Raw genomic sequence first — 19,787 nt, forward strand, 5'->3', positions numbered from 1 at the left:
CCCTTCAGTCGGTCTGCGCCGGCGGGCGCCAGCGCAGCAGCCGTCGCTCGGCGAACTGGGACAGCAGGGTGATCGCGTAGCCGATCGCGCCCGCGGTGAGGATGTAGGCGTACGCCCGGGCGGACGCCCCGCCCTGCTGCGCCTGCACCACCTCGTGGCCGATGCCGGGCAGCGTGGTGAGCACCTCGACGCCGATCGCCACGAGCACCGACGTGGTGGCCGCCAGTCGTATCCCGGTCATGATCGAGGGCGTGGCGCTGGGCAGGATCACCCGCCAGAAGCGCAGGAGGCGCGGTATCCGGTAGCTGTGCACGGTCTCCGCGATCATCGGGGTGACCGACCGGGCGCCGTACTGGGCCTGGAGGAAGACCGGGAAGACGCAGGCGAGGAAGACCACGGTGGACTTCATCGTCGGTGTGGACCCCTGGACCAGCAGGAACACCGGCAGCAGTGCGATCACGGGGAACGAGCGCAGCACGTCCACCAGCAGCCGCGAGGACTGCTCGGCGGCGGCGTACGTGCCGGTCGCGAGCCCCAGCGGCACCCCGACGACGCCGGCGACGACGAATCCGGTCACGGCGCCGCGCAGCGTGTCACCCACCGCCTGCCAGTACGCGCCGCTGCCGAACAGGCCCGGGAACGCCCTGCCCACCGACACCGGGCCGGGCAGCGCGGTGGCGCTGACGGCGCCGGACGCGGCGGCGCCGGCCCACACCAGCAGCACGGCGGCGAACGCGGCCAGCCGCAGCAGGAGCAGTCCGCGGCCGTGCACCCGCCCGGGGGCGGCCCTGCGGGCCGGGCGGGTGCGGGTCGGGGGCGGGCGGCGGCCGGTGGTGGAAGTAGCCATGGTTGTCACCTCTTCCGTCCGGTCAGCTGCCGCTGACGGTCGGGGCCTTGTCCCAGTAGATGGCGTCGTCCTGGGGTGTCGCGCTGAGCAGGCCGTACGCGTGCATCTTGGTGATGACGGTGCGCATGACGGACGTGTTGATGTTCTTGTCGTAGTAGGAGACCGGTGCCTTGTCGATGTAGTCCGCCGACAGCTGCGTGTACTTCTTGTCCACGGCCCGCACGGCTTCGGGGTGCGCGTCGGCGTAGGTGATGGCCTTGGCGATCGCGGCGGTGAACTTCTGGGCGGTGGCGGCGTTGGCGGACAGGTACTTCTTGCTGGAGAAGAGGACGCCCTGGGCGATGCCGGGCAGGTCGTTCATGCCGTTGCCGATGGAGCGCAGCCCGGCCTGCTTGCCGGCCGAGTAGAAGGCGCCGAAGGAGTAGACGGCGTCGGTCTTGCCGCTGGTGGCGGCGTCGGTGAGGGAACTGGTCGGCAGCGCGACGTACTTGACCTTGGTCGGGTCGCCGCCCTCCTTCTCGATCAGGTACTCCACGATGAACTGGATGGTGCCGCCCAGCGCGGTCAGCCCGACGGTCTTGCCCTCCAGGTCGGCGAAGGACTTGATGGCGCTGTTGTCCTTCACCAGCAGCCCGTCGGTGGGCTCGGTCCTGGTGGTGGCGGACTCCAGGCCGGTGGCGATCCGGATCGGCATGTTCTTGGCGGCGCCCTTGAGGAACCCGGAGCAGTCCGTCATCGCGAACTGCGCCTCGCCGTTGAGGACGGAGGGCGCGTTCTGGGAGGTGTCCTGCGCGCCGGCCTTGATGGTGACGTCGAGTCCGGCGGCGGTGAAGTAGCCCTGCTGCTGGGCGATGTACAGCGGTTCGAACAGGGCGCTGTTGGAGCGGAGCACGGTGATCTCGGCCTTGCCGTCGCTGGACGCGGAGGAGGAGTTCGAGCCGCAGGCGGCGACCGGGGCGGCGACGGCGAGGATCACCAGGGCGACGGGGGTACGGCGCAGCGTGGTTCTGGTGTGCTTCGGCATGAGGGGTTGTGCTCCTTTGCACGGTGTCTGCGGCTCGGGATGCCTGAAGTGGTGGCGCGGGGACGGCGGACCGATCAGCGGCGGGATCGGCGGGCGGAGCGATCAGCGGCGGGCGGCGGCGTAGGCGGTGGTGGACTCGGCGGGGGCCATGTAGCTGCGGAAGAGCCCGTCGGGGTCGTAGGCGGCGCGGACCGCCTCCAGGCGTTCGGCGTTCTCGGCGCTCAGGCCCAGGTCGTAGCGGTCGGCGAGGTTGTTGTCGGAGAACTGCAGGCCCTTGGAGAGGTGCTGCACCGCGGCCAGCAAGCCGTGCGCCCAGTTCTCGCGGGCGAGGTCCTGGTCCGGGTCGCGCCAGCCCGCGTTGGGCGAGAGGTACGCGGCGGCCTGGGTGGACCAGCAGGCGTCGTCGCGCGTCGGGTAGTGGCCCCAGAGCATCCACAGCACGAAGCTGTTGCCGTCCGGGATGGTGTCGAGGACCGGCGCCGCGGCGGTGAGGATCTCCTCGGCCGGGCCCTCGACCCACACCCCGTCCACGGCCCAGCGCAGCCCGGCCGGGTTGAGCCGGTCGGCGACGTCGTACAGCTCGTCCATGGTGGTCTGCTGGCCGACCACCGCGCGCACGGCCCGGTCCCGGAAGGGCGCCTGCTCCAGTACGGCGAGCGCTTCCGCGCCGTGCTCGGGGGTGCAGAAGGCGGTGGCGGTCAGCGAGACGGTGTGGGTGTCCAGGCCGGGGGTGAAGCCGACCTTGGCGGAGAACTCGACGTTCGTCGGCAGCGCGGGGAGGGTGTCGTAGGACCAGGCCAGCACCTCGTCGCGCAGGTCGACCGGGTAGCTGTGCACCGTCCGCACGATCGCCTCGGGGCGGGGGTGGGCGGTGAGGTGGAAGCGGGTGACGATGCCGAAGAAGCCGGGGCCGGCGCCCCGCGCGGCCCACAGCAGGTCGGGGTGGGTCGCGTCGGTGGCGTGCACGAGGGTGCCGTCGGCGAGGACGACGTCGATCGCGCGGATGCTCAGGCAGGCGGGGCCCAGGTGCCGGGAGTTCCAGCCGTAGCCGCCGCCGAGGATGAACCCTCCGATGCCGACGGTCGGGGCGTGGCCGGTGGGGAAGAACAGCCCGTGTCCGGCGAGGGCCTGCTGGAGGGCCGGGCCCTTGGCGGACGGTCCGACGGCCACCGTGCGGGCCCCGGGGTCGACGGTGATCTCCTGGAGCCGGGAGAGGTCGATGAGCAGGCCGCCGTCGCGCACCCCGTTGCCGACCCAGCTGTGTCCGCCGGAGCGGACCGAGACCCGTTGGCCCTCCGCGCGGGCCTGGCGTACGGCGGCCGCGACCTGCTGCCCGTTCTCGGCCAGGACGATGGCGTCGGGGTAGCGGTCGGGCTTGCGGGCGTTCCACACCGCGTCGAGGCGGGCCTGCTCGTAGTCCGCGTCACCGCGGCGGATCACACGGGCGCGCATACTCTGGGCAGGGCGCTGATCGGATGGCCTGGACAACTGCGGCTCCTTCGGTGGTGTGGACTGAGGTGACGTTACTGTCGACAGAAATTGAAGGTCAAGGGTCCGTATGGCCTTAATTTCGGCATTCTGTCGACACTATTCCGGCGCGGGCAGCGCCGGGAAGTCGAACAGCTCCGCCGGGTTGTCGACCATCAGCCGGCGCAGCAGGGCGGGTTCGGGGGCGATCTCGGCCAGCAGGTCGACCAGCAGGCCGTCGTCGGGGGCGGCGCCGTCGATGTTCACGTGCGGGTAGTCGGTGCCCCACACGACCCGCTCGGGCGCCTGCGCCACCAGGGACGCGGCGAGGCCGACCGCGTCGGCGTAGGGCGGCCCCTGCCGGGAGACCCGGTCCACGCCGCTGACCTTCAGCCAGACGTTCCCGGAGTCCAGCAGACGGCGCAGGGCCCGCAGCGCCGGGCTGTGCGGGCCGTCGGCGAGGTCGACCCGCGCCAGGTGGTCGACCACCACCGGGCCGGGCAGTGCGCGGATGAGGGACTCGTAGTCGGCGACCTCGCTGCCGGTGACGTGGAGTTCCACGCTCCAGCCCAGGCCGTCGACGCGCTCCAGCACGGAGTCGATCTCCTCGCGGGTGGGCGCGGCCCGCAGGTGCGGCAGGAAGTTGAGCCGGAAGCCGCGCACCCCCGCCCGGTGCAGCTCCTCGATCTGCGCTCTGGTGGTCGTCTCGCCGACCAGCGCGACCCCCCGCATCCGGCCGCCGGCCGCGGCCAGCGCGTCCAGCAGCGTGCGGTGGTCGGAGCCGTTGCAGGAGGACTGCACGACCACGGCCCGGCTCAGGCCCAGGTGCGCGTGGAGGGCGGCCACCTGCTCCTTGGGGGCGTCGACCGGAGTGAAGGTGCGCTCGGGCGCGTAGGGGAAGACCCCGGCCGGGCCGAGGATGTGGCAGTGCGCGTCGCAGGCGCCGGGCGGCAGCGGCAGGGCGGGCCGGCGGGGCGCGGGGTGCGGCGGCGGACAGCCGGGCGAGGGCCGGGCGGCGGCGGGGTGGAGGACGGGCTCAGTCACAGCGGGCCGTCATTCCGCCGTCGACGACGATCTCGGTGCCGGTGACGAAGCGCGCCTCGTCCGACGCCAGGAACAGCGCCGCGTACGCCGCGTCCCGGCCGTCGCCCATGAACCCCAGCGGGATGCGCGCCTGCCGCTGGGCGAGCAGCTTCGCCACGTCGCCGCCCGCCCGCTGGCCGGCCAGCCGCGCCTCGACCATCGGGGTGTGCAGCTGGCCGGGCACCACGGTGTTGACCCGGATGCCGTCGGGCGCGTACTGGACGGCGGTGACCCGGGAGAGCTGGATGACCGCGGCCTTGGCCGCCGCGTAGCCGACCTGTGCGGCCCCGGTCCAGCGCAGCCCGGACGCCGAGGCGGTGTTGACGATGACTCCCCCGCCGCCGCGGCGCATCACCGGCACCACCTCCTTGCAGGCGAGGAAGGCACTGGTGAGGTTGGTCCGCAGCTGGTCCTCCCAGTCCGCCAGGGGCAGTTCGGCCACTCCCCCGGCGCGGGAGCCGCCGACGTTGTTGACCAGGACGTCGATCCGGCCGGCGGCCTGCGCGACGCGCGCGAAGCAGGCCCGTACGGCGTCCGGTTCGGTGACGTCCAGCAGGCGGGTGTGCGCGGTACCGCCCTCCTCCCGGACCTGCCGGGCGGTGACCTCAAGGGACTCCTCGTCCCGGTCGGTCAGGTACACGGTGGCGCCCTCGCGGGCGAAGATCACGGCGGTGGCGCGCCCGTTGCCCCAGCCGGGGCCGACACTGCCGGCACCGCTGATGACGGCGGTCCGCCCGGCCAGGCGGCCGGGCCGCGCAGGGGGCTCATCGTGGGTCACGGTTGGTCTCCCTCGGTTCGGGTGGTGCGTGCCGACTGCCGGAGAGTTTCACTTAGTGTCGACAGAAAGTAAACACCGTTCGAAATATTTGCACTTCGACCCGCCTTCCTCTGAGCGGCGACGTCTCTAGTGTCGACAGAGAACGGGTGGTGATGGTTCAATGACGGTGCAGGAAACCGCCCGCGCAGACAGCCGCCCGGAGGGCCCATGGACAAGCCGGCCGTGTTCACCGACGAGGAGATCGCCCGTTTCCGTGCCGAGTTGGCCGGAAAACGCGTCCCCGGCGCCCATGCGCCCGGGCGCTGGTCGGTGAGCCCGCTCAACCGCCGCCCGGACGTGCGCGGGCCGATGCCGCCGTCGGTGCGGCTGCGCGACGCCACCCTGCGGTCGGTGGAGACACTGCCCGGCGTCGTCGCCTCCACCGCGGCCAAGGAGGCGTACCTGCGGCAACTCGTCGGCGCGGGCGTCCGCGAGGTCGTCACCGCGGGGCTGGCCGGCCGGGACGACAAGGCACTGCGCACCGAGGTCGAGGTCATCAAGGGCGAGAACGCCGACTGCCGCGCCCTACTGCCGCTGCTGCGCACCACCGAGGACATCGACCGGGCCGCCGACGCCGGCTACGACGGCGTGCAGATCTGGGTGCAGGGCCTGGGCGAGGCGTCGCTCATCTACCAGCCGCTCGTCTACCAGCAGGCGTGGCGCGGGCAGGACTGGCGCACCGCGGGCCCGGCCCGCAGCCGCGCCGAGGTGCTGGCCCGCGCCGTCCCGCTGATCCGCCACGCCCGCGACCGCGGCCTGCACGTGGTCGTGCCGATGCTGATGGTCTCCTACCTGACCGAGGAGGTGCTCCAGGAGTCGGTCGCCGTGCTCACGGAAGCCGGCGCCGCCGAACTCACGCTTTTCGACGGCCCGGGCGCGCTGAGCCCCGAAGCGTACGGCCACCTCGTCGCCCGCACCAAGGAGGCGGCCCCCGGCGTCGAGGTCGGCCTGCACCCGCACAACACCTTCGGGCTGGCGGTCGGTTGCGCGGTCGCCGCGGTCAAGGCCGGCGCGGACGTCGTCGAGCTGTCCGTCAACGGCTACTGCGGCGGCCCCGGCAACGCCGACCTGGCCGCCACCGCCATGGCGTTCGAGACCCTGTACGGCGTGGACACCGGCATCGAGACCCGGCAGCTGACCGGACTCGCGCGCGCCGGCGAGGAGCTGACCGGCTACCGCGTCGGCTGGAACCACCCGGTGACCGGCACCAGCGCCTTCTGCTGGGGCGGCCTGGACATCATCACCCAGGAGACGGCCGTCGACCCGCTGCTGCACAACTGCCTGGAGCCCACCCTCGTCGGCAACACCCGCGTGGTGCCCTTCACCCCCGACAGCGGGCCCTACACCCTCGCCGACAAGCTCGCCGCGCTGGGTGTCGACACCACACCCGCCCTGGTGGACGAGGTACTGCGACGGGCCCGCGCCGCCATGGCGCGCGAGGGCCGGCTGCTCACCGACGCCGACCTCGCCGCGCTGGCCCGCGAGGCCGCGGACGAGGCGGGCCCGCAGCGATGACCGCCGCCCCCGTCCACGGCGGCCGGCTGCCCCGCCCCACCCCGGACCGCCTCTCCCCCGAACAGCGCGCCCTGTACGACGAGATCACCGGCGGTCCGCGCGCCGACGGCCCCCAGCTCTTCGCCCTCACCGACACCGACGGCCGCCTCAACGGGCCGTTCAACGCCCTGCTGGCCAGCCCCCGGCTGGGCGGCGCCGTCCAAGCCCTCGGTGCGGCGATCCGCTTCGCCACCTCCCTTCCGCCCCGGGTGCGCGAGACCGCGATCCTGGTCGTGGCCGCCGTCTGGGACAGCGACTTCGAGCGGTACGCCCACGAGGCGGTCGGCCGGGCCGCCGGACTGACCGGGGACGAACTGCGCGCGCTGCGCGAGGAGGGCGACCCGGGCTTCACCGACCCCTTCGAACGCGCCGCCTGGCAGGCCGCCCGCACCCTGGCCGCACCCCCGCGGCCGCTGGACGACGCCTGGTACGCCGCCGCCCGCGCCGCCCTCGGCGAACGGGCCCTGTTCGAACTGTCCACCCTGGTCGGCTACTACGCCCTGCTGGCCCTCCAACTACGCCTCTTCGCCGTCCCCGCGCCGAGCGCGCCCGTCCCGGACAGGGAGCCCGCACCGTGAACAAGGTCTGCGCCGACGCCGCCGCGGCGGTCCACGACATCACCGACGGCTCGTCCCTGGCGGTCGGCGGCTTCGGTCTCAGCGGCGTGCCGAACGTGGTGATCGACGCGCTGTACGACCAGGGCGCCACCGGGCTGTCGGTCGTCTCCAACAACTGCGGCGTCGACGGAGCCGGGCTCGGCGTCCTGCTCGCCGCCCACCGCATCGCCCGGGTCACCGGCTCCTACGTCGGTGAGAACAAGGAGTTCGCCCGGCAGTACCTCGCCGGGGAACTGGAAGTCGAACTCGTGCCGCAGGGCACCCTCGCCGAGCGGCTGAGGGCCGGCGGCTGCGGCATTCCGGCGTTCTACACCCCGGCGGGCGTGGGCACGCAGGTCGCCGACGGCGGGCTGCCCTGGCGCTACGGCCCGGACGGTGCCGTCGCGCTCGCCTCGCCGGTCAAGGAGCGCCGGACCTTCGGCGACCGCACCTGCGTCCTGGAGCACGGCATCACCACCGACTTCGCGCTGGTCCGGGCCTGGCGCGGGGACCGCGACGGCAACCTGGTCTTCCGGCAGGCGGCCGCCAACTTCAATCCGCCGGCCGCGATGGCCGGCCGGATCACCGTCGCGGAGGTCGAGGAGCTGGTCGAGCCGGGCGAGTTGGCCCCCGGACAGGTGCACCTGCCCGGCGTGTTCGTGCAGCGGGTCGTCGCCCTCACCCGCGAGCAGGCGGCCGCCAAGACGATCGAGAAGAGGACGGTACGACGCTGATGGCCTGGACCCGCGACGAGATGGCGGCCCGCGCGGCCGCGGAACTGGCCGACGGCTCCTACGTCAACCTCGGCATCGGCCTGCCCACCACGATCCCCGGCCACCTGCCGCCGGGCGTGCGCGTCACCCTCCACTCCGAGAACGGCATCCTCGGCACCGGCCCCTACCCGCGCGAGCACGAGGTCGACCCGGACCTGATCAACGCCGGCAAGGAGACCGTCACCGCGCTGCCCGGCGCCTCCTTCTTCGACTCGGCGCTCTCCTTCGGCATGATCCGCGGCGGCCACATCGACACCGCGGTGCTCGGCGCCATGCAGGTCTCCGCCGGCGGCGACCTCGCCAACTGGGCCGTCCCCGGCAGGCTGGTCAAGGGCATGGGCGGCGCCATGGACCTGGTGCACGGCGCCCGGCGGGTGATCGTGCTCATGCGGCACACCGCGAAGGACGGCGGCCCCAAGCTCCTCGACCACTGCACCCTGCCGCTGACCGGCCGGGCGTGCGTGCACCGCGTCATCACCGACCTCGGTGTCCTGGACGTCACACCGGCCGGTTTCGCCCTGGTCGAGACGGCCCCGGGCGTCAGCGCGGCCGAGGTCGCCGCCCGCACCGCCGCCCCCCTGCACGGCGCCCCGGCGAGCCGTGTTCCCGCCGGTGACCGAGACGGCGTCAGCGGCTGAAGGCCGGGATGACGTGGGTGCCGACCCAGACGTTTCCCGAACGGAACTCACCCACAGAGCCAGACGTTCTCCTGCCGGAACCAGAGACAACTGCGGCGGTGTCTGATGGAGTGGACGTGGTGAAGGCACTGGTGTAGTGCGTGCCCCAGTTCCGGACTGATGTCTCAGGGGGGGAAGGGCGAGGATGCTGCCGGAGGCAATGGCTGCGCTGGCCGCGGCGGGAGGCACTGCGGTGGTGCAGGCCGCAGGCACAGACGCTTGGACAGCGGTACGCCAACAGGTGGCCCGTTGGTTCGGCCGGGGGAATCCGCAGCGCGAGCACGCCGAGCTGGAGCGCCTCGATCAGACCGCGGGCGAGCTGCAGGCGGCTCGGCCGACCGAGGTGGAGCGGGTGCGTATCCGTCAGGAGGCGGCGTGGCAGGGCCGGATCGAGGCGTTGCTGGAGAGTCTTGAGGACATTGAGCGGGCCCGGGTCGCGGATGAGCTGCGCACCCTGCTGGCCCAGCAGGCCTCCCACAGCAGTGTGTCGGCCGGCCCGAGCGGTCTGGCCATCGGCGGAGACGTGGACGTCCGGGCCGACCACGGGTCCGCTGCCGCAGTGACCATGGGGCATGTGACCCTGGGAAACCCTTCGCAGCCGGGTCCGTACCAGGACTGAGCGCACCCGGTGCCGTCCCGGCCGCGCCGCCTCACCACATCAGCGGCATCTTCGCCGACCACGGCAGCATCGCCGTCGGCTACGCCGGGCAAGTCCACCACCACGCTGCACCGCGCACACCAGCCGCCTGGCCGCACCAGGTCGGCGTGCTCCCGCCTCGCGCCTTGTCCTTCCAGCACCGGTCCGAGGTGGACCAATTGCGGATGGCGGCCGACGGCGGGGGTGCCACGGTGCTCGGCCAGGTCCTGGCCGGCACCGGCGGGGTGGGCAAGACGCAGCTGGCGGCCGACTACGCCCGCACCGCTTGGCACGGCGGCGAGGTCGACGTATTGGTGTGGATCAGTGCGAGCAGCCGCTCAGCGATCACAGCCGGGTACGCGCAGGCCGGCGTGGAGGTTCTTGCCGCCGACCCCAGCGACCCGGATCGCGCCGCCCGGGCGTTCCTGGCCTGGCTGGAGCCCAAAGCCGGCCAGCAGCCGTGCCGGTGGCTGATCGTACTGGATGACGTCGCAGACCCTGCCGACATCCGCGGCTGGTGGCCGCCCGCCAGCCCGCACGGCCGTGTCCTGGCCACCACGCGCCGCCGCGAGGCCGCACTGACCGGGGCTGGCCGACGCCTGGTGGCCGTGGGCTCATTCACCCCGCAGGAAGCCGCCGCCTACGTCACCGCCGTACTCGCCGCGCACGACCGCCACGAGCCAACCGACCAGATCACCGGTCTCGCCGCCGGCCTGGGACACCTGCCCCTCGCCTTGGCCCAGGCTGCCGCCTACATCATCGACGCGGACCTGACCTGTGCCTCCTACCGCGAGCTGCTGGCCGACCGAATCAGGAAGCTGGCCGACTTGCTGCCGGAGCCCGGCGCACTACCCGACGACCAGACCGCCACCGTTGCTGCCACCTGGTCCCTGTCCATCGAACGCGCCAACCAGGCCCGCCCGGTGGGCCTGGCCCGCCCCATGCTCGAACTGGCCGCCTTCCTCGACCCCAACGGCATCCCCACTTCGGTTCTCACCAGCACACCCGCACTGGCCTATCTCACCGAACACCGCAGTCAAGCCCACCTCGCAACGCCGCGCAGGGCGCGCTGGTGGACAGCACGGCAGCACCGCAAGCCGGTAGCGGCCACGGCCGACGAGGCAGTCAGCACGCTGCAGGCCCTGCACCGGCTGAGCCTGATCGACCACGCCCCCACCGCTGGAGAAGTTCGCGTCCACCAACTCATCCAGCGCACAACCCGCGACGCCCTCACCTCGCGACAGCGCAGTCAACTGGGCAGTGCCACCGCTGACGCCCTCACCACGGTCTGGCCCGAAGACGAGCGCGACATCGTCCTGGCGCGGGCCCTGCGCATGAACGCCGCCGCACTCACCCACCACAGCGAAGACACCCTGTACCAGAAGGACAGGACGCATCCTGTGCTCCACCACCTCGGCCTCAGCCTCGCCCGCACCGGCCAAGTAGCAGCCGCCGTGGACCACTTCGAGCATGTAGTCAGCACTGCGACGGATCGCCTGGGCCCGGGCAACCCCACGACGCTGGCCGCACGGGCAAACCTCGCCACCTGTCGAGGGAAAGCAGGTGACGCGGCGGGCGCTGCCACCGCCTTCGCCGAACTGCTGGCCGACCGGGAACGGGTTCTCGGAAAGCGCCACCCCGACACCCTGGCCACCCGGAACAACCTCGCCAGTTACCTGGGAGAGGCGGGGGACGCGGCCGGCGCCGCCACCACGTTCGCCGAGCTACTGACCGACGTCGAGCGAATCCTCGGCCCCGACCACCCCACCACCCTCACCGTCCAGCACAACCTTGCCCTATGGCGAGGGCAGGCGGGGGACCCGGTCGGCGCCGCCACCGCCCACCAAGAGTTGCTGGAGCGCGCGTTGCGGGTGCTGGGGCCCGAGCACCGGATGACCATCAACGTCCGGAACAACGTGGCTCGGTGGTTGGGGGAGGCCGGCGACGCGGCCGGCGCCGCCACCGCCTACGACGACCTGCTGCCCGATGTCGAACGGACCTTCGGTCCTGACCACCCCGACACTTTGGCCATTCGGAACAACGCCGCCCTGTGGCGTGGCAAGGCGGGCGACGCGGCCGGCGCCGCCGGAGCCTTCGCCGAACTGCTGCAGCACGCTCTGCACGTCCTTGGCCCGGATCACCCGGACACCTTGTCCAGCCGCAACAGCCTCGCCACCTGGCGAGGGGAGGCCGGCGACGCGGCCGGCGCCGCCAGAGCGTTCGCCGAACTGCTGACCGACCGCGAACGGCTCCTCGGACCCGACCACCCCGACACCCTGACCAGCCGCAACAACCTCGCCACCTGGCGAGGGGCAGCGGGAGACGCCCCCGGCGCCGTTACGGCGTTCGCCGGCCTCCTGACCGACGTCGAGCGAATCCTCGGCCCGGACCACCCCACCACCCTCACCGTCCGCAGCAACCTCGCCTTATGGCGAGGAAGGACGGGGGACGCCCGCGGCGCCGTTACCGCGTTCGCCGACCTACTGACCGACCAGGAACGGGTCCTCGGGCCCGACCACGTCGATACCCTCGCCACCCGCATCGGCCTCGCAACCTCGCAAGGGGAGGCGGGGGACGCGGCCGGCGCCGCCACCACGCTCGCCGAACTGCTGACCGATGTCGAACGCGTCCTCGGCCCCGATCATCCGGCGAGTCTCACGGTCCGTGAAAACCTCACTCGGTGGCGCGGGGAGGCAGAAGACGGGATGGTTGATCAATCGCCCGATTCCTGAACGAGATCACCAAGCGGAGGCGCGCAGCCGGAAGCAGTGGTGACTCAAGCAGGCGAGGTAGGTCATGCTGCGACAAGTCCACCGTGCGCCCCTCGGGGGTCGAACCGCCCGTTCACTCCGGACCGCTGCACGGTGGCCGGGTGCCGCGGTGGGGGCGTCCGGGACCGCGGCCAGGCGGGTGCGCTGGGGCGGGGTGCCGCCCCAGCGCCGGCGCGGCTACTCCCGCAGGTACGTTTCGCTGAAGCTGGTGCCGCTGGAGCCGAGCGCGCTGGTCCGGGCCTCGTACGCGCCGTTCGACGGGTCGAGCGCGGTCGGGCCGTAGGAGCCGAGGGAGTTCCCGTTGACGGTGGCCGAGGTGAAGTTGAGGGTGCCGAAGTTCGGGTAGGCCCCGGTCGGCGACTCGATGATGACCTCGGCGCTGGCCCGTTGGGAGGAGAGGGACTTGTTCGTGCTGTAGGTCCAGCCGCGCGTGGAGTCGGTCAGCTTCAGGGCGTACGTGCTGCCGCTGGTGTTGGTCACCGAGGCGGTGATGTGGTCACCGGCCGAGACCGGGTACGAAGTGCGGCTGAGGTAGACCGGGTTGGCGGGGTACATCTCGTACCAGGCTTGGTGAACGGGGCTGCCGCTGGAGCAGTCGGTCTCCACGCCTGTCTGCTCCACGGTGGACGAGCCGTACCCGTCGATGCCGACCCAGGGGGCGTAGAGGTCGTTGGTGGAGTTGCAGGTCGCGTTCGCTTCGGTCCAGGCGGCCGACACCGAGGTGAAGCCGCTGCCGGTGGCGGCGTATCCGCCCCAGTTGTAGCCGTTGATGTTGTAGTGCAAGGGGCGGAAGGACAGTCCCGGTGCGGCCGCCGCCGCGGTGGCCGGCGCGGCCGGAGCGGCAAAGGCCGCCGCAGCCGCGAGGGTGGCGACGCCTATCAGGAATCTGCGCATGCTGGCTCCTTCGTGGGGGGTGCAGGATGCTCAAACCGCCGGCCTTTGGTCGTGCGCGGGACGTGGCGCGGCAATTCAGAATCTTCGACGGTCATGGACCTGTCAATACGGTCTCTGTGTGACGCCGCCATCCCCGGCAGGAGGCCGAACGCGCGCTCGACGGGCGCGGCGAACCGCGAACGGCGTTGTCGTACCCCCGAGGTAGCGCCGAGGCGGACGAAGTCGCCGACGCCGTCAGGGCGAAGTGCCGGTAGGGCGACTGCCAGTGCGGCACCGAGGACCATGGGGAGCACGCCCCTTGCCCGGCTCGTCGGCCCGCCCGAACCCTGCCCCGCAGCTACCTCCAGCTACGCCCGCGCGCAGCTCCGCGAACGCGTAGGCGTCCATGTCGAACGTGGTCGGGAGGAGGACGCGGGAGGAGGTCGCCTCAACAGTGAGGCGGTCGCCTCGATCCCGTCCATGCCGGACGTGCGCGCGTCCATCAGGACCACGTCGGGGCGTTGCCTGCGGGCGCGGCCTCGACCGCACGGATACCGGTCGCGGCGCCCAGGTCGCCGTCGAACATCGCGACGCGTTCCCGCATGCCGGTGAGGCCGCTGCCGGCCGGCGAAGAGGGCGGCGGCGCGCCGTCGTCGGTGATGCGGAAGCCCACCGCGTCGGCAGGCCGGGCCCGGACGCGGACGCGGCCCGGACGGTGCGACCGGGGTCGCAGTAGCGCGTAGTACCGCGGTACGACCCGGGGGGCGCGGATCGGTCCGCGGTACCACCGGATCAGGGGGTTCGGGCTTCTAGCGTTGTCGGTGAGGCGTCCAGAGCGGCCGGCGGGCGCCGGCTCCGAACAGGAAGAGACGCGCATGATCGACGCACAGCAGTTGACCAAGAGGTACGGCGAGAAGACGGCTGTGGGCGGGCTGGACTTCGCCGTGCGGCCGGGTACGGTGACCGGCTTCCTCGGGCCCAACGGCGCGGGAAAGTCCACGACCATGCGCATGATCGTCGGGCTCGACGCACCGACGGCCGGCTCCGTGACGGTGAACGGGAAGCAGTACGCCCGTCACGAGGCGCCGCTCCAGGAGGTGGGGGCGCTGCTGGAGGCGAAGTCCATCCACCCGGGCCGCTCGGCCTACAACCACCTGCTGGCGCTCGCCCTGACGCACGGGATTCCCCGCCGCCGGGTCGACGAGGTCATCGAGATGGCGGGGCTGGGCAGCGCGGCGAGGAACCGGGCGGGGGCCTTCTCCCTCGGGATGGGGCAGCGGCTCGGCATCGCGGCGGCGCTGCTGGGTGATCCGCAGACGGTGATGCTGGACGAACCGGTCAACGGGCTCGACCCGGAGGGCGTCCTGTGGATCCGCAACCTGCTGAAGGGCCTCGCCGCCGAGGGCCGGACCGTGTTCGTGTCGTCCCATCTGATGAGCGAGATGGCCCTGGTCGCGGACCACCTGATCATCGTGGGGCGCGGGCGCCTGCTGGCCGACACCACGGTGGCGGACCTCGTACGCGATGCCGGCGGGGACACGGTGCAAGTGGCCACCCCGGAGCCGGCGCGGCTGCGGGAGGTCCTGGCCGGGCCCGGGGTCGACATCACCGGCCGGGCCGGCTCCGAGGAACTGCGGGTGACGGGGGCGAGTGCCCGCGAGATCGGCCTGAAGGCGGCCGAGCACGGGATCGCGCTGTTCGAACTGACGGCACGGACGGTGTCGCTGGAGGAGGCGTTCATGAACCTGACCCGGGATGCCGTGGAGTACCACGGCACCACGACCGTCGAGTCCCTTGCCACCGTCGGGAGGCCCGCATGAGCACGCTCACCACGACCGTCGAGGCGCCCACGTCGGTTCCGGCCCGCCCCGCCTACCGGGTGACCGGGCGGCGCGTGCTCGCCTCGGAGTGGGCCAAACTGTGGTCCCTGCGTTCCACCTGGATCACCCTGGGCCTCGGCCTGCTCTTCCTCGTCGCCTTCGGGCTCATCGCCGCGGAGCACTACAAGTCCGGCGTCGGCTCCCCGCACCAGGACAAGGACTTCGCCACCGCGACGGCGGTGAGCCTGTCCCTCTTCGGCACCAACTTCGCCCAGCTGGCCCTCGGTGTGCTCGGGGTCCTGGTCACCGCGGGTGAGTACTCCACCGGGATGATCCGCTCGACGCTCGCGGCCGTGCCCCGCCGCCTGCCCGTGCTGTGGTCCAAGGCGGCCGTGTTCGGACTGGTCGCCCTGGTGGTCGCCACCCTCGGCGCGTTCGTCGCTTTCGGGTTCGGCAGCGGCATCGTCTCCGGCACCCCCGCCGCCATGGGCTTCACGCACACCGGGGTCCTCCGCAGCCTGCTGGGCGCCGGCCTCTACCTCGGGCTGGTCGGCGTGATCGGGACCGCGCTGGGCGCGCTGCTGCGCTCGGTGGCCGGCGGCATCTCGGTCCTGGTGGCCTCCCTGATGCTGGTCCCGGGGCTGATCTCCCTCCTGCCCAGCTCCTGGCAGGACAACATCAGCCCCTACCTCCCGAGCAACGCGGGCGAGTCGATGTTCGCATTGACCCACGACGCGACCGCCCTGTCACCGGGCGCCGGGTTGCTGGTCTTCCTCGGCTGGACGGCGCTCGCGCTCGCGGGGGCGGCGTACCGGCTGGTGCGCAGCGACGTCTGACCACCTGCACCATGGGCAGGTGACGACCTTGACCACCACCACGGACACCGGCGACCTCGGCGGGATGGGACCGCTGGCCGCCCGGTTCGCCCGGGCCGGCCAGCGGCTCCGGCAGGCGGACCGGGCGCACCCGTGGGTCCTGGACACCGCGGTGGTGGTGGTCGTCTACCTCGTGTTCTGCCTGCCGGACCTGCTGCACCACGGCGGCGCGGGGGACGGCGACGGGGACGAGCAGCACCGGTTCCAGTTCTCCTTCACCCAGCTGCCGCTGGCGGCGGTGCTGCTCCTGCAGGCCGGTCTGGTGCTGCCGCTCCTGTGGCGGCGGCGCCGGCCCATGGCGGCCTTCGTCGCCATCGGCGTCGTCTTCGTCCTCCAGTGGTCGCTGGATGCCGCGCTGCGCGCGGACGTCGCCCTGTTCGTGGCCCTGTACAGCCTGGCCCTGCACGGGCGGCTGCGGCTGCTGCCCTGGGCCTGCGGGGGCATGGCGGCGGGGATGGTGCTGGTGGCGGTGCGGATCTCGCCGGCGGTGTCCGTGTGGGACACCCTGTTCTTCCTGCTGAGCACGGTGATCGCGGCCCTCGCCGTCGGCCTGATGGTGCGGACCCGCCGCGCACAGCTCGCGGGGCTGCGGGAGCGGGCAGCGCGGCTGGAGACGGAACGCGACCAGCGCATCAGGCTCGCGACCGCGACGGAACGCGCCCGGGTGGCACGGGAGATGCACGACATCGTGGGCCACAACCTGTCCGTCATCATCACCCTCGCCGATGCCGGCATGTACGCCGCCGAGACGGCTCCCGCACGCGGGAAGGAGGCGCTCCGGCTGATCGGCGACACCGGGCGGACGGCCCTGAGCGAGCTGCGCCGGGTGCTGGGCGTCCTGCGGGAGGCGTCGGACGGCGCCCGCCAGGTGGTCGAGCTCAGCCCGCAGCCGGGTCTGGCGGACGTCGAGGCGCTGTGCGACAGCGTGCGCGGCGCCGGCCTGGAGGTCGTCTACCGGACGGTCGGCGAGACGGGGACGCTGGACCGGGGCGTGCAGCTGACCGTCTACCGGATCGTCCAGGAAGCCCTGACGAACACCCTGAAGCACGCCGGGACCGGCACCCGGGTGGCCTTGTCGGTCATCGTGGACGACGAACGGCTCGTCCTGCGCATCCGGGACAACGGCCAAGCCGAAAACCCAGGACCGGGCAACGAGGAAGGACACGGACTGGTGGGCATGCGCGAGCGGGCGGCGCTGTACGGAGGGACCGTCGACGCCGGTCCCGCATCCGACGGGGGATGGGTCGTGGAGGCCACGCTCGACGTGGCACCCCAGGGAGGCGCCGCGTGACCACGGTGCTCGTCGTCGACGACCAGCAGTTGCAGCGCTACGGCTTCCGGGTGCTCCTCGACTCCCTCCCCGAGACGGAGGTGGTCGGCGAGGCCGCGAACGGGGTCGAGGCCGTCCGCAGGACCGCCGAACTGCGTCCTGACGTGGTGCTGATGGACGTGCGGATGCCCGGAATGGACGGCATCGAGGCGACGCGGCGGATCGCCGAGGCCGGGGGGCGTTCCCGGGTCCTGGTGCTGACCACCTTCGACGTCGACGAGTACGTGCACGCCGCGCTGCGGGCCGGCGCCAGCGGTTTCCTCCTCAAGGACGCCCGCCCCGAGGAACTCCTCGCCGGCATCCGGGCCGTCGCCGAGGGCGACGCGGTGATCGCGCCGGCCCTCACCCGCCGCATCCTGGACGAGTACACCCGGCATGTGCCGTTCAGAACGCCCGGCCAGGGCGAGGACCCGCGACTGGCGGCACTCACCGAACGCGAGCGGGAGATCCTCGTGGCCATCGGCAAGGGCTGGACCAACGGCGAGATCGCCACCCGCTTCGTGGTCAGCGAGTCCACCGTGAAGACGCACGTCGGCCGGGTCCTCGCCAAGATCGGCGCCCGCGACCGCGTCCAGGCGGTGATCTTCGCCTACGACCAGGGGCTCGCCCGCCCCGGCAGCGGCTGAGCCGGGGCAACCGAACCGGGGCGGCGGCGGGTCCTCGCGGCAAGGACAGCGGCCGGCGCCGGTCAGCCGGTCGGGCGCGCGGCAGAGTGCTGCGCCGGCCGTGCGGGGTGGCGATCTCCTGGGCGATGGCCGGCCCGGGACCGCTCGTTCCGCTCCCCCGCTCCCCCGTTCCCGGCTCGCGTCGAGGCGGTGGCTGAGCCGGGCCGGGGGCCGGAAAGCGCAGGCCGGGTCACGGCTCCAGACGCAGCAGCCGTTCCGCGTTGCCGTGGCTGATCTTGGCCCGGTCGGCGTCGCTGACCGGCGCCTGCTCGAGGAACCGGACGGCCTCGGCGGTGTCTTCGAAGGGGTAGTCGACGGCGAACATCACGGCGTCGGCGCCGATGGCGAGAACCGCGCCGGCGAGCGCGGCCGGGGAGCAGACCCCGCTGGTGGTGATCAGGATGTTGCCGCCGAAGTACGCCGACGGCTTCCGGGCGAGCGGCCGGTGTTCCTGCCGGGCGTAGCGGGAGTCGAGGCGTGCGAGCTGGAAGGGCAGGAACTCCCCCATGTGGCCGAGGATGAGCCGGGCGCGCGGATGCCGGTCGAAGACCCCGCCGAGGACGATCCGCAGGGCGTGTCCGCCGGTCTCCGCGCCCCAGCTCCACAAGGGCCCCTGGAGCTCGGGGCGACCCTGGAGCACGCGCCACGGCTCGGCCGGGGGTGCGCCCGGGTGCAGGTAGAGCGGCACGTCCAGCTCCTCGAGTGCCGCCCACACCGGTTCGTGGCGCGGATCGTCGAGGTACGTGCCCGCGGTGTGGTCGTTGACGAGGGCCCCGCTGAGCCCGAGTCCGGCCACGGCGCGGTGGAGTTCGGCCACCGCCGCCTCGGGTTCCTGCAAGGGCAGGGCGGCCAGGCCGCGGAAGCGGTCGGGGTGTCCGGCGATCACCTCGGCCAACTGGTCGTTGGCCGCCCGGGCATCGGCGACCGCCTGCCGGGCGTCCGTCAGGCCCTGGATGCCGGGGGCGGTCAGGGACAGCACCTGGATGTCGATGCCGTGCTCGTCCATGTCGGGCAGCCGGTAGGCGGTGAAGTCGGCCAGCCGCTGTCCCCAGTCCCTGATCCAGCCCGCGGCGGTCCCGGTCCTGGGCACCGGGAACCTGGCCTGGAGCCGGGGGATGGCGAACGCCTCCTCCATCGCGATGACCCTCACGCGCGCCGCCCTCCGTCGACCGACAAGGCGATCCCGGTGACGTAGGACGCGGCGTCCGAGCACAGCCAGACCGCCGCCGCGGCGACCTCGTCCGGCGTCGCCAGCCGGCCGAGCGGCGTGATCGCCTCCTGACGCGCGATCATGTCGGTCTCGCCCGCGAACTGCTCGAACCCCGGCGTGCGGGTCGGCCCGGGGCAGACGGCGTTGACCCGGATGCCCTCGTTCGCGTAGTCGACCGCGGCGACCTTGGTGAGGCCGACGATGCCGTGCTTGGCAGCCACGTAGGCGGTGGCCTGCGGGATCGCGTACAGGCCGCCGTTGGAGGCGATGTTGACGACCGACCCTCCGCCGCCGAGTGCGGGCAGCTCGTACTTCATGCACAGGAAGGTGCCCGCCAGGTTGACGCGGACCACCCGCTCGAACTCGGCCAGGCTCGTCCGGTCGAGCTTCTGGTGCGAGGACATGCCGGCGTTGTTCACGGCGAAGTCGAGACCGCCGAACGCGGCGGTCGTGCGCTCGACGGCGGCCCGTACGGAGTCCTCGTCGGCGATGTCGACGCTGGCGGCGAACGCGGTCCCGCCCTCGGCGGCGATCATCTCGGCGGTCTCGGCCGCGGTGTTCTCGTCGATGTCGAGTACGGCGACCGACGCGCCGCACCGGGCCAGCTCGATCGCCGTCGCACGGCCGATCCCGCTGCCCGCGCCGGTGACCAGCCCGACCTTCCCGGACATGCCGCTCACCACGACGCCCCCGTCGTTTCGATGCCCACAGGGTACTGGTCGGCGTGGCCGACCGATGCGGATGATTCGATGAGGTCGTGACAACCGA

General features: G+C 72.7%; 19 protein-coding genes. 10 read left to right on the top strand and 9 right to left on the bottom strand.

What is annotated here, in order from left to right; all coding sequences use genetic code 11:
• Positions 1-4 precede the first annotated feature (4 nt).
• The 5 genes from WA788_RS13615 to WA788_RS13635 all read right to left on the bottom strand — a co-directional run bounded on the left by WA788_RS13615 (position 5) and on the right by WA788_RS13635 (position 5,199).
• Complete coding sequence (locus WA788_RS13615; RefSeq protein ID WP_335976785.1) at positions 5-847, bottom strand: ABC transporter permease; 843 nt, start codon at positions 845-847, stop codon at positions 5-7.
• Between the two features lie 22 nt (positions 848-869).
• Entirely contained in the window at positions 870-1,871 is a 1,002-nt protein-coding gene (locus WA788_RS13620) for an ABC transporter substrate-binding protein (RefSeq protein ID WP_335976787.1), read from the bottom strand.
• A gap of 102 nt (positions 1,872-1,973) precedes the next feature.
• Positions 1,974-3,311, bottom strand: coding sequence for an FAD-binding oxidoreductase (locus WA788_RS13625; RefSeq protein WP_335976788.1), 1,338 nt, complete (start codon positions 3,309-3,311; stop codon positions 1,974-1,976).
• A 147-nt stretch (positions 3,312-3,458) separates the two neighbouring features.
• Entirely contained in the window at positions 3,459-4,382 is a 924-nt protein-coding gene (locus WA788_RS13630) for an amidohydrolase family protein (RefSeq protein WP_335976790.1), read from the bottom strand.
• Complete coding sequence (locus WA788_RS13635) at positions 4,375-5,199, bottom strand: SDR family NAD(P)-dependent oxidoreductase (RefSeq protein ID WP_335976793.1); 825 nt, start codon at positions 5,197-5,199, stop codon at positions 4,375-4,377. The genes WA788_RS13630 and WA788_RS13635 overlap by 8 nt, the downstream gene beginning before the upstream one ends.
• A 207-nt stretch (positions 5,200-5,406) precedes the next feature.
• On the opposite strand from WA788_RS13635, the gene WA788_RS13640 reads away from it, so the two are divergent.
• From WA788_RS13640 to WA788_RS13665, 6 genes are all read left to right on the top strand, one after another.
• The gene (locus WA788_RS13640; RefSeq protein ID WP_335976795.1) at positions 5,407-6,753 is read left to right on the top strand and encodes a hypothetical protein; all 1,347 of its coding nucleotides are present in this window, start codon (positions 5,407-5,409) and stop codon (positions 6,751-6,753) included.
• Positions 6,750-7,370, top strand: coding sequence for a carboxymuconolactone decarboxylase family protein (locus tag WA788_RS13645; RefSeq protein WP_335976797.1), 621 nt, complete (start codon positions 6,750-6,752; stop codon positions 7,368-7,370). The genes WA788_RS13640 and WA788_RS13645 overlap by 4 nt, the downstream gene beginning before the upstream one ends.
• The gene (locus tag WA788_RS13650; protein ID WP_335976799.1) at positions 7,367-8,122 is read left to right on the top strand and encodes a CoA transferase subunit A; all 756 of its coding nucleotides are present in this window, start codon (positions 7,367-7,369) and stop codon (positions 8,120-8,122) included. Before WA788_RS13645 ends, WA788_RS13650 begins: the two co-directional genes overlap by 4 nt.
• Complete coding sequence (locus WA788_RS13655) at positions 8,122-8,799, top strand: 3-oxoacid CoA-transferase subunit B (protein ID WP_335976802.1); 678 nt, start codon at positions 8,122-8,124, stop codon at positions 8,797-8,799. The genes WA788_RS13650 and WA788_RS13655 overlap by 1 nt, the downstream gene beginning before the upstream one ends.
• 199 nt (positions 8,800-8,998) lie before the next feature.
• Positions 8,999-9,457 carry a hypothetical protein gene (locus WA788_RS13660; protein WP_443034024.1) on the top strand — a complete coding sequence of 153 codons (459 nt, stop codon included), beginning with the start codon at positions 8,999-9,001 and terminating at the stop codon, positions 9,455-9,457.
• Positions 9,458-9,621: 164 nt separating this feature from the next.
• Positions 9,622-12,207, top strand: coding sequence for a tetratricopeptide repeat protein (locus tag WA788_RS13665; RefSeq protein WP_335976805.1), 2,586 nt, complete (start codon positions 9,622-9,624; stop codon positions 12,205-12,207).
• A 216-nt stretch (positions 12,208-12,423) separates the two neighbouring features.
• Here the strand turns inward: WA788_RS13665 and WA788_RS13670 are convergent, their stop codons facing one another.
• Both WA788_RS13670 and WA788_RS13675 read right to left on the bottom strand, forming a co-directional pair.
• Positions 12,424-13,140: a G1 family glutamic endopeptidase gene (locus WA788_RS13670; protein ID WP_335976807.1), complete on the bottom strand. Its 717-nt coding sequence runs from the start codon at positions 13,138-13,140 to the stop codon at positions 12,424-12,426.
• Between the two features lie 481 nt (positions 13,141-13,621).
• Positions 13,622-13,792 carry a hypothetical protein gene (locus WA788_RS13675; protein WP_335976808.1) on the bottom strand — a complete coding sequence of 57 codons (171 nt, stop codon included), beginning with the start codon at positions 13,790-13,792 and terminating at the stop codon, positions 13,622-13,624.
• 202 nt (positions 13,793-13,994) lie between these two features.
• Here WA788_RS13675 and WA788_RS13680 point away from each other — a divergent pair, with 202 nt between their 5' ends.
• The 4 genes from WA788_RS13680 (at position 13,995) to WA788_RS13695 (ending at position 17,770) form a co-directional block, all read left to right on the top strand.
• The gene (locus tag WA788_RS13680; protein ID WP_335976810.1) at positions 13,995-14,939 is read left to right on the top strand and encodes an ATP-binding cassette domain-containing protein; all 945 of its coding nucleotides are present in this window, start codon (positions 13,995-13,997) and stop codon (positions 14,937-14,939) included.
• Complete coding sequence (locus WA788_RS13685; protein ID WP_335976813.1) at positions 14,936-15,775, top strand: ABC transporter permease; 840 nt, start codon at positions 14,936-14,938, stop codon at positions 15,773-15,775. The genes WA788_RS13680 and WA788_RS13685 overlap by 4 nt, the downstream gene beginning before the upstream one ends.
• A gap of 64 nt (positions 15,776-15,839) precedes the next feature.
• Entirely contained in the window at positions 15,840-17,105 is a 1,266-nt protein-coding gene (locus WA788_RS13690; protein ID WP_335976937.1) for a sensor histidine kinase, read from the top strand.
• Entirely contained in the window at positions 17,102-17,770 is a 669-nt protein-coding gene (locus WA788_RS13695) for a response regulator transcription factor (RefSeq protein WP_335976816.1), read from the top strand. The genes WA788_RS13690 and WA788_RS13695 overlap by 4 nt, the downstream gene beginning before the upstream one ends.
• Positions 17,771-17,999: 229 nt before the next feature.
• On the opposite strand, the gene WA788_RS13700 is transcribed toward WA788_RS13695, so the two are convergent.
• Both WA788_RS13700 and WA788_RS13705 read right to left on the bottom strand, forming a co-directional pair.
• Positions 18,000-18,959, bottom strand: coding sequence for an amidohydrolase family protein (locus tag WA788_RS13700; RefSeq protein ID WP_335976817.1), 960 nt, complete (start codon positions 18,957-18,959; stop codon positions 18,000-18,002).
• Positions 18,956-19,699 carry an SDR family NAD(P)-dependent oxidoreductase gene (locus WA788_RS13705; RefSeq protein ID WP_335976818.1) on the bottom strand — a complete coding sequence of 248 codons (744 nt, stop codon included), beginning with the start codon at positions 19,697-19,699 and terminating at the stop codon, positions 18,956-18,958. Before WA788_RS13705 ends, WA788_RS13700 begins: the two co-directional genes overlap by 4 nt.
• Positions 19,700-19,787: the final 88 nt, after the last annotated feature.

Source organism: Streptomyces sp. CA2R106, assembly GCF_037034245.1.
Lineage (GTDB): Bacteria > Actinomycetota > Actinomycetes > Streptomycetales > Streptomycetaceae > Actinacidiphila.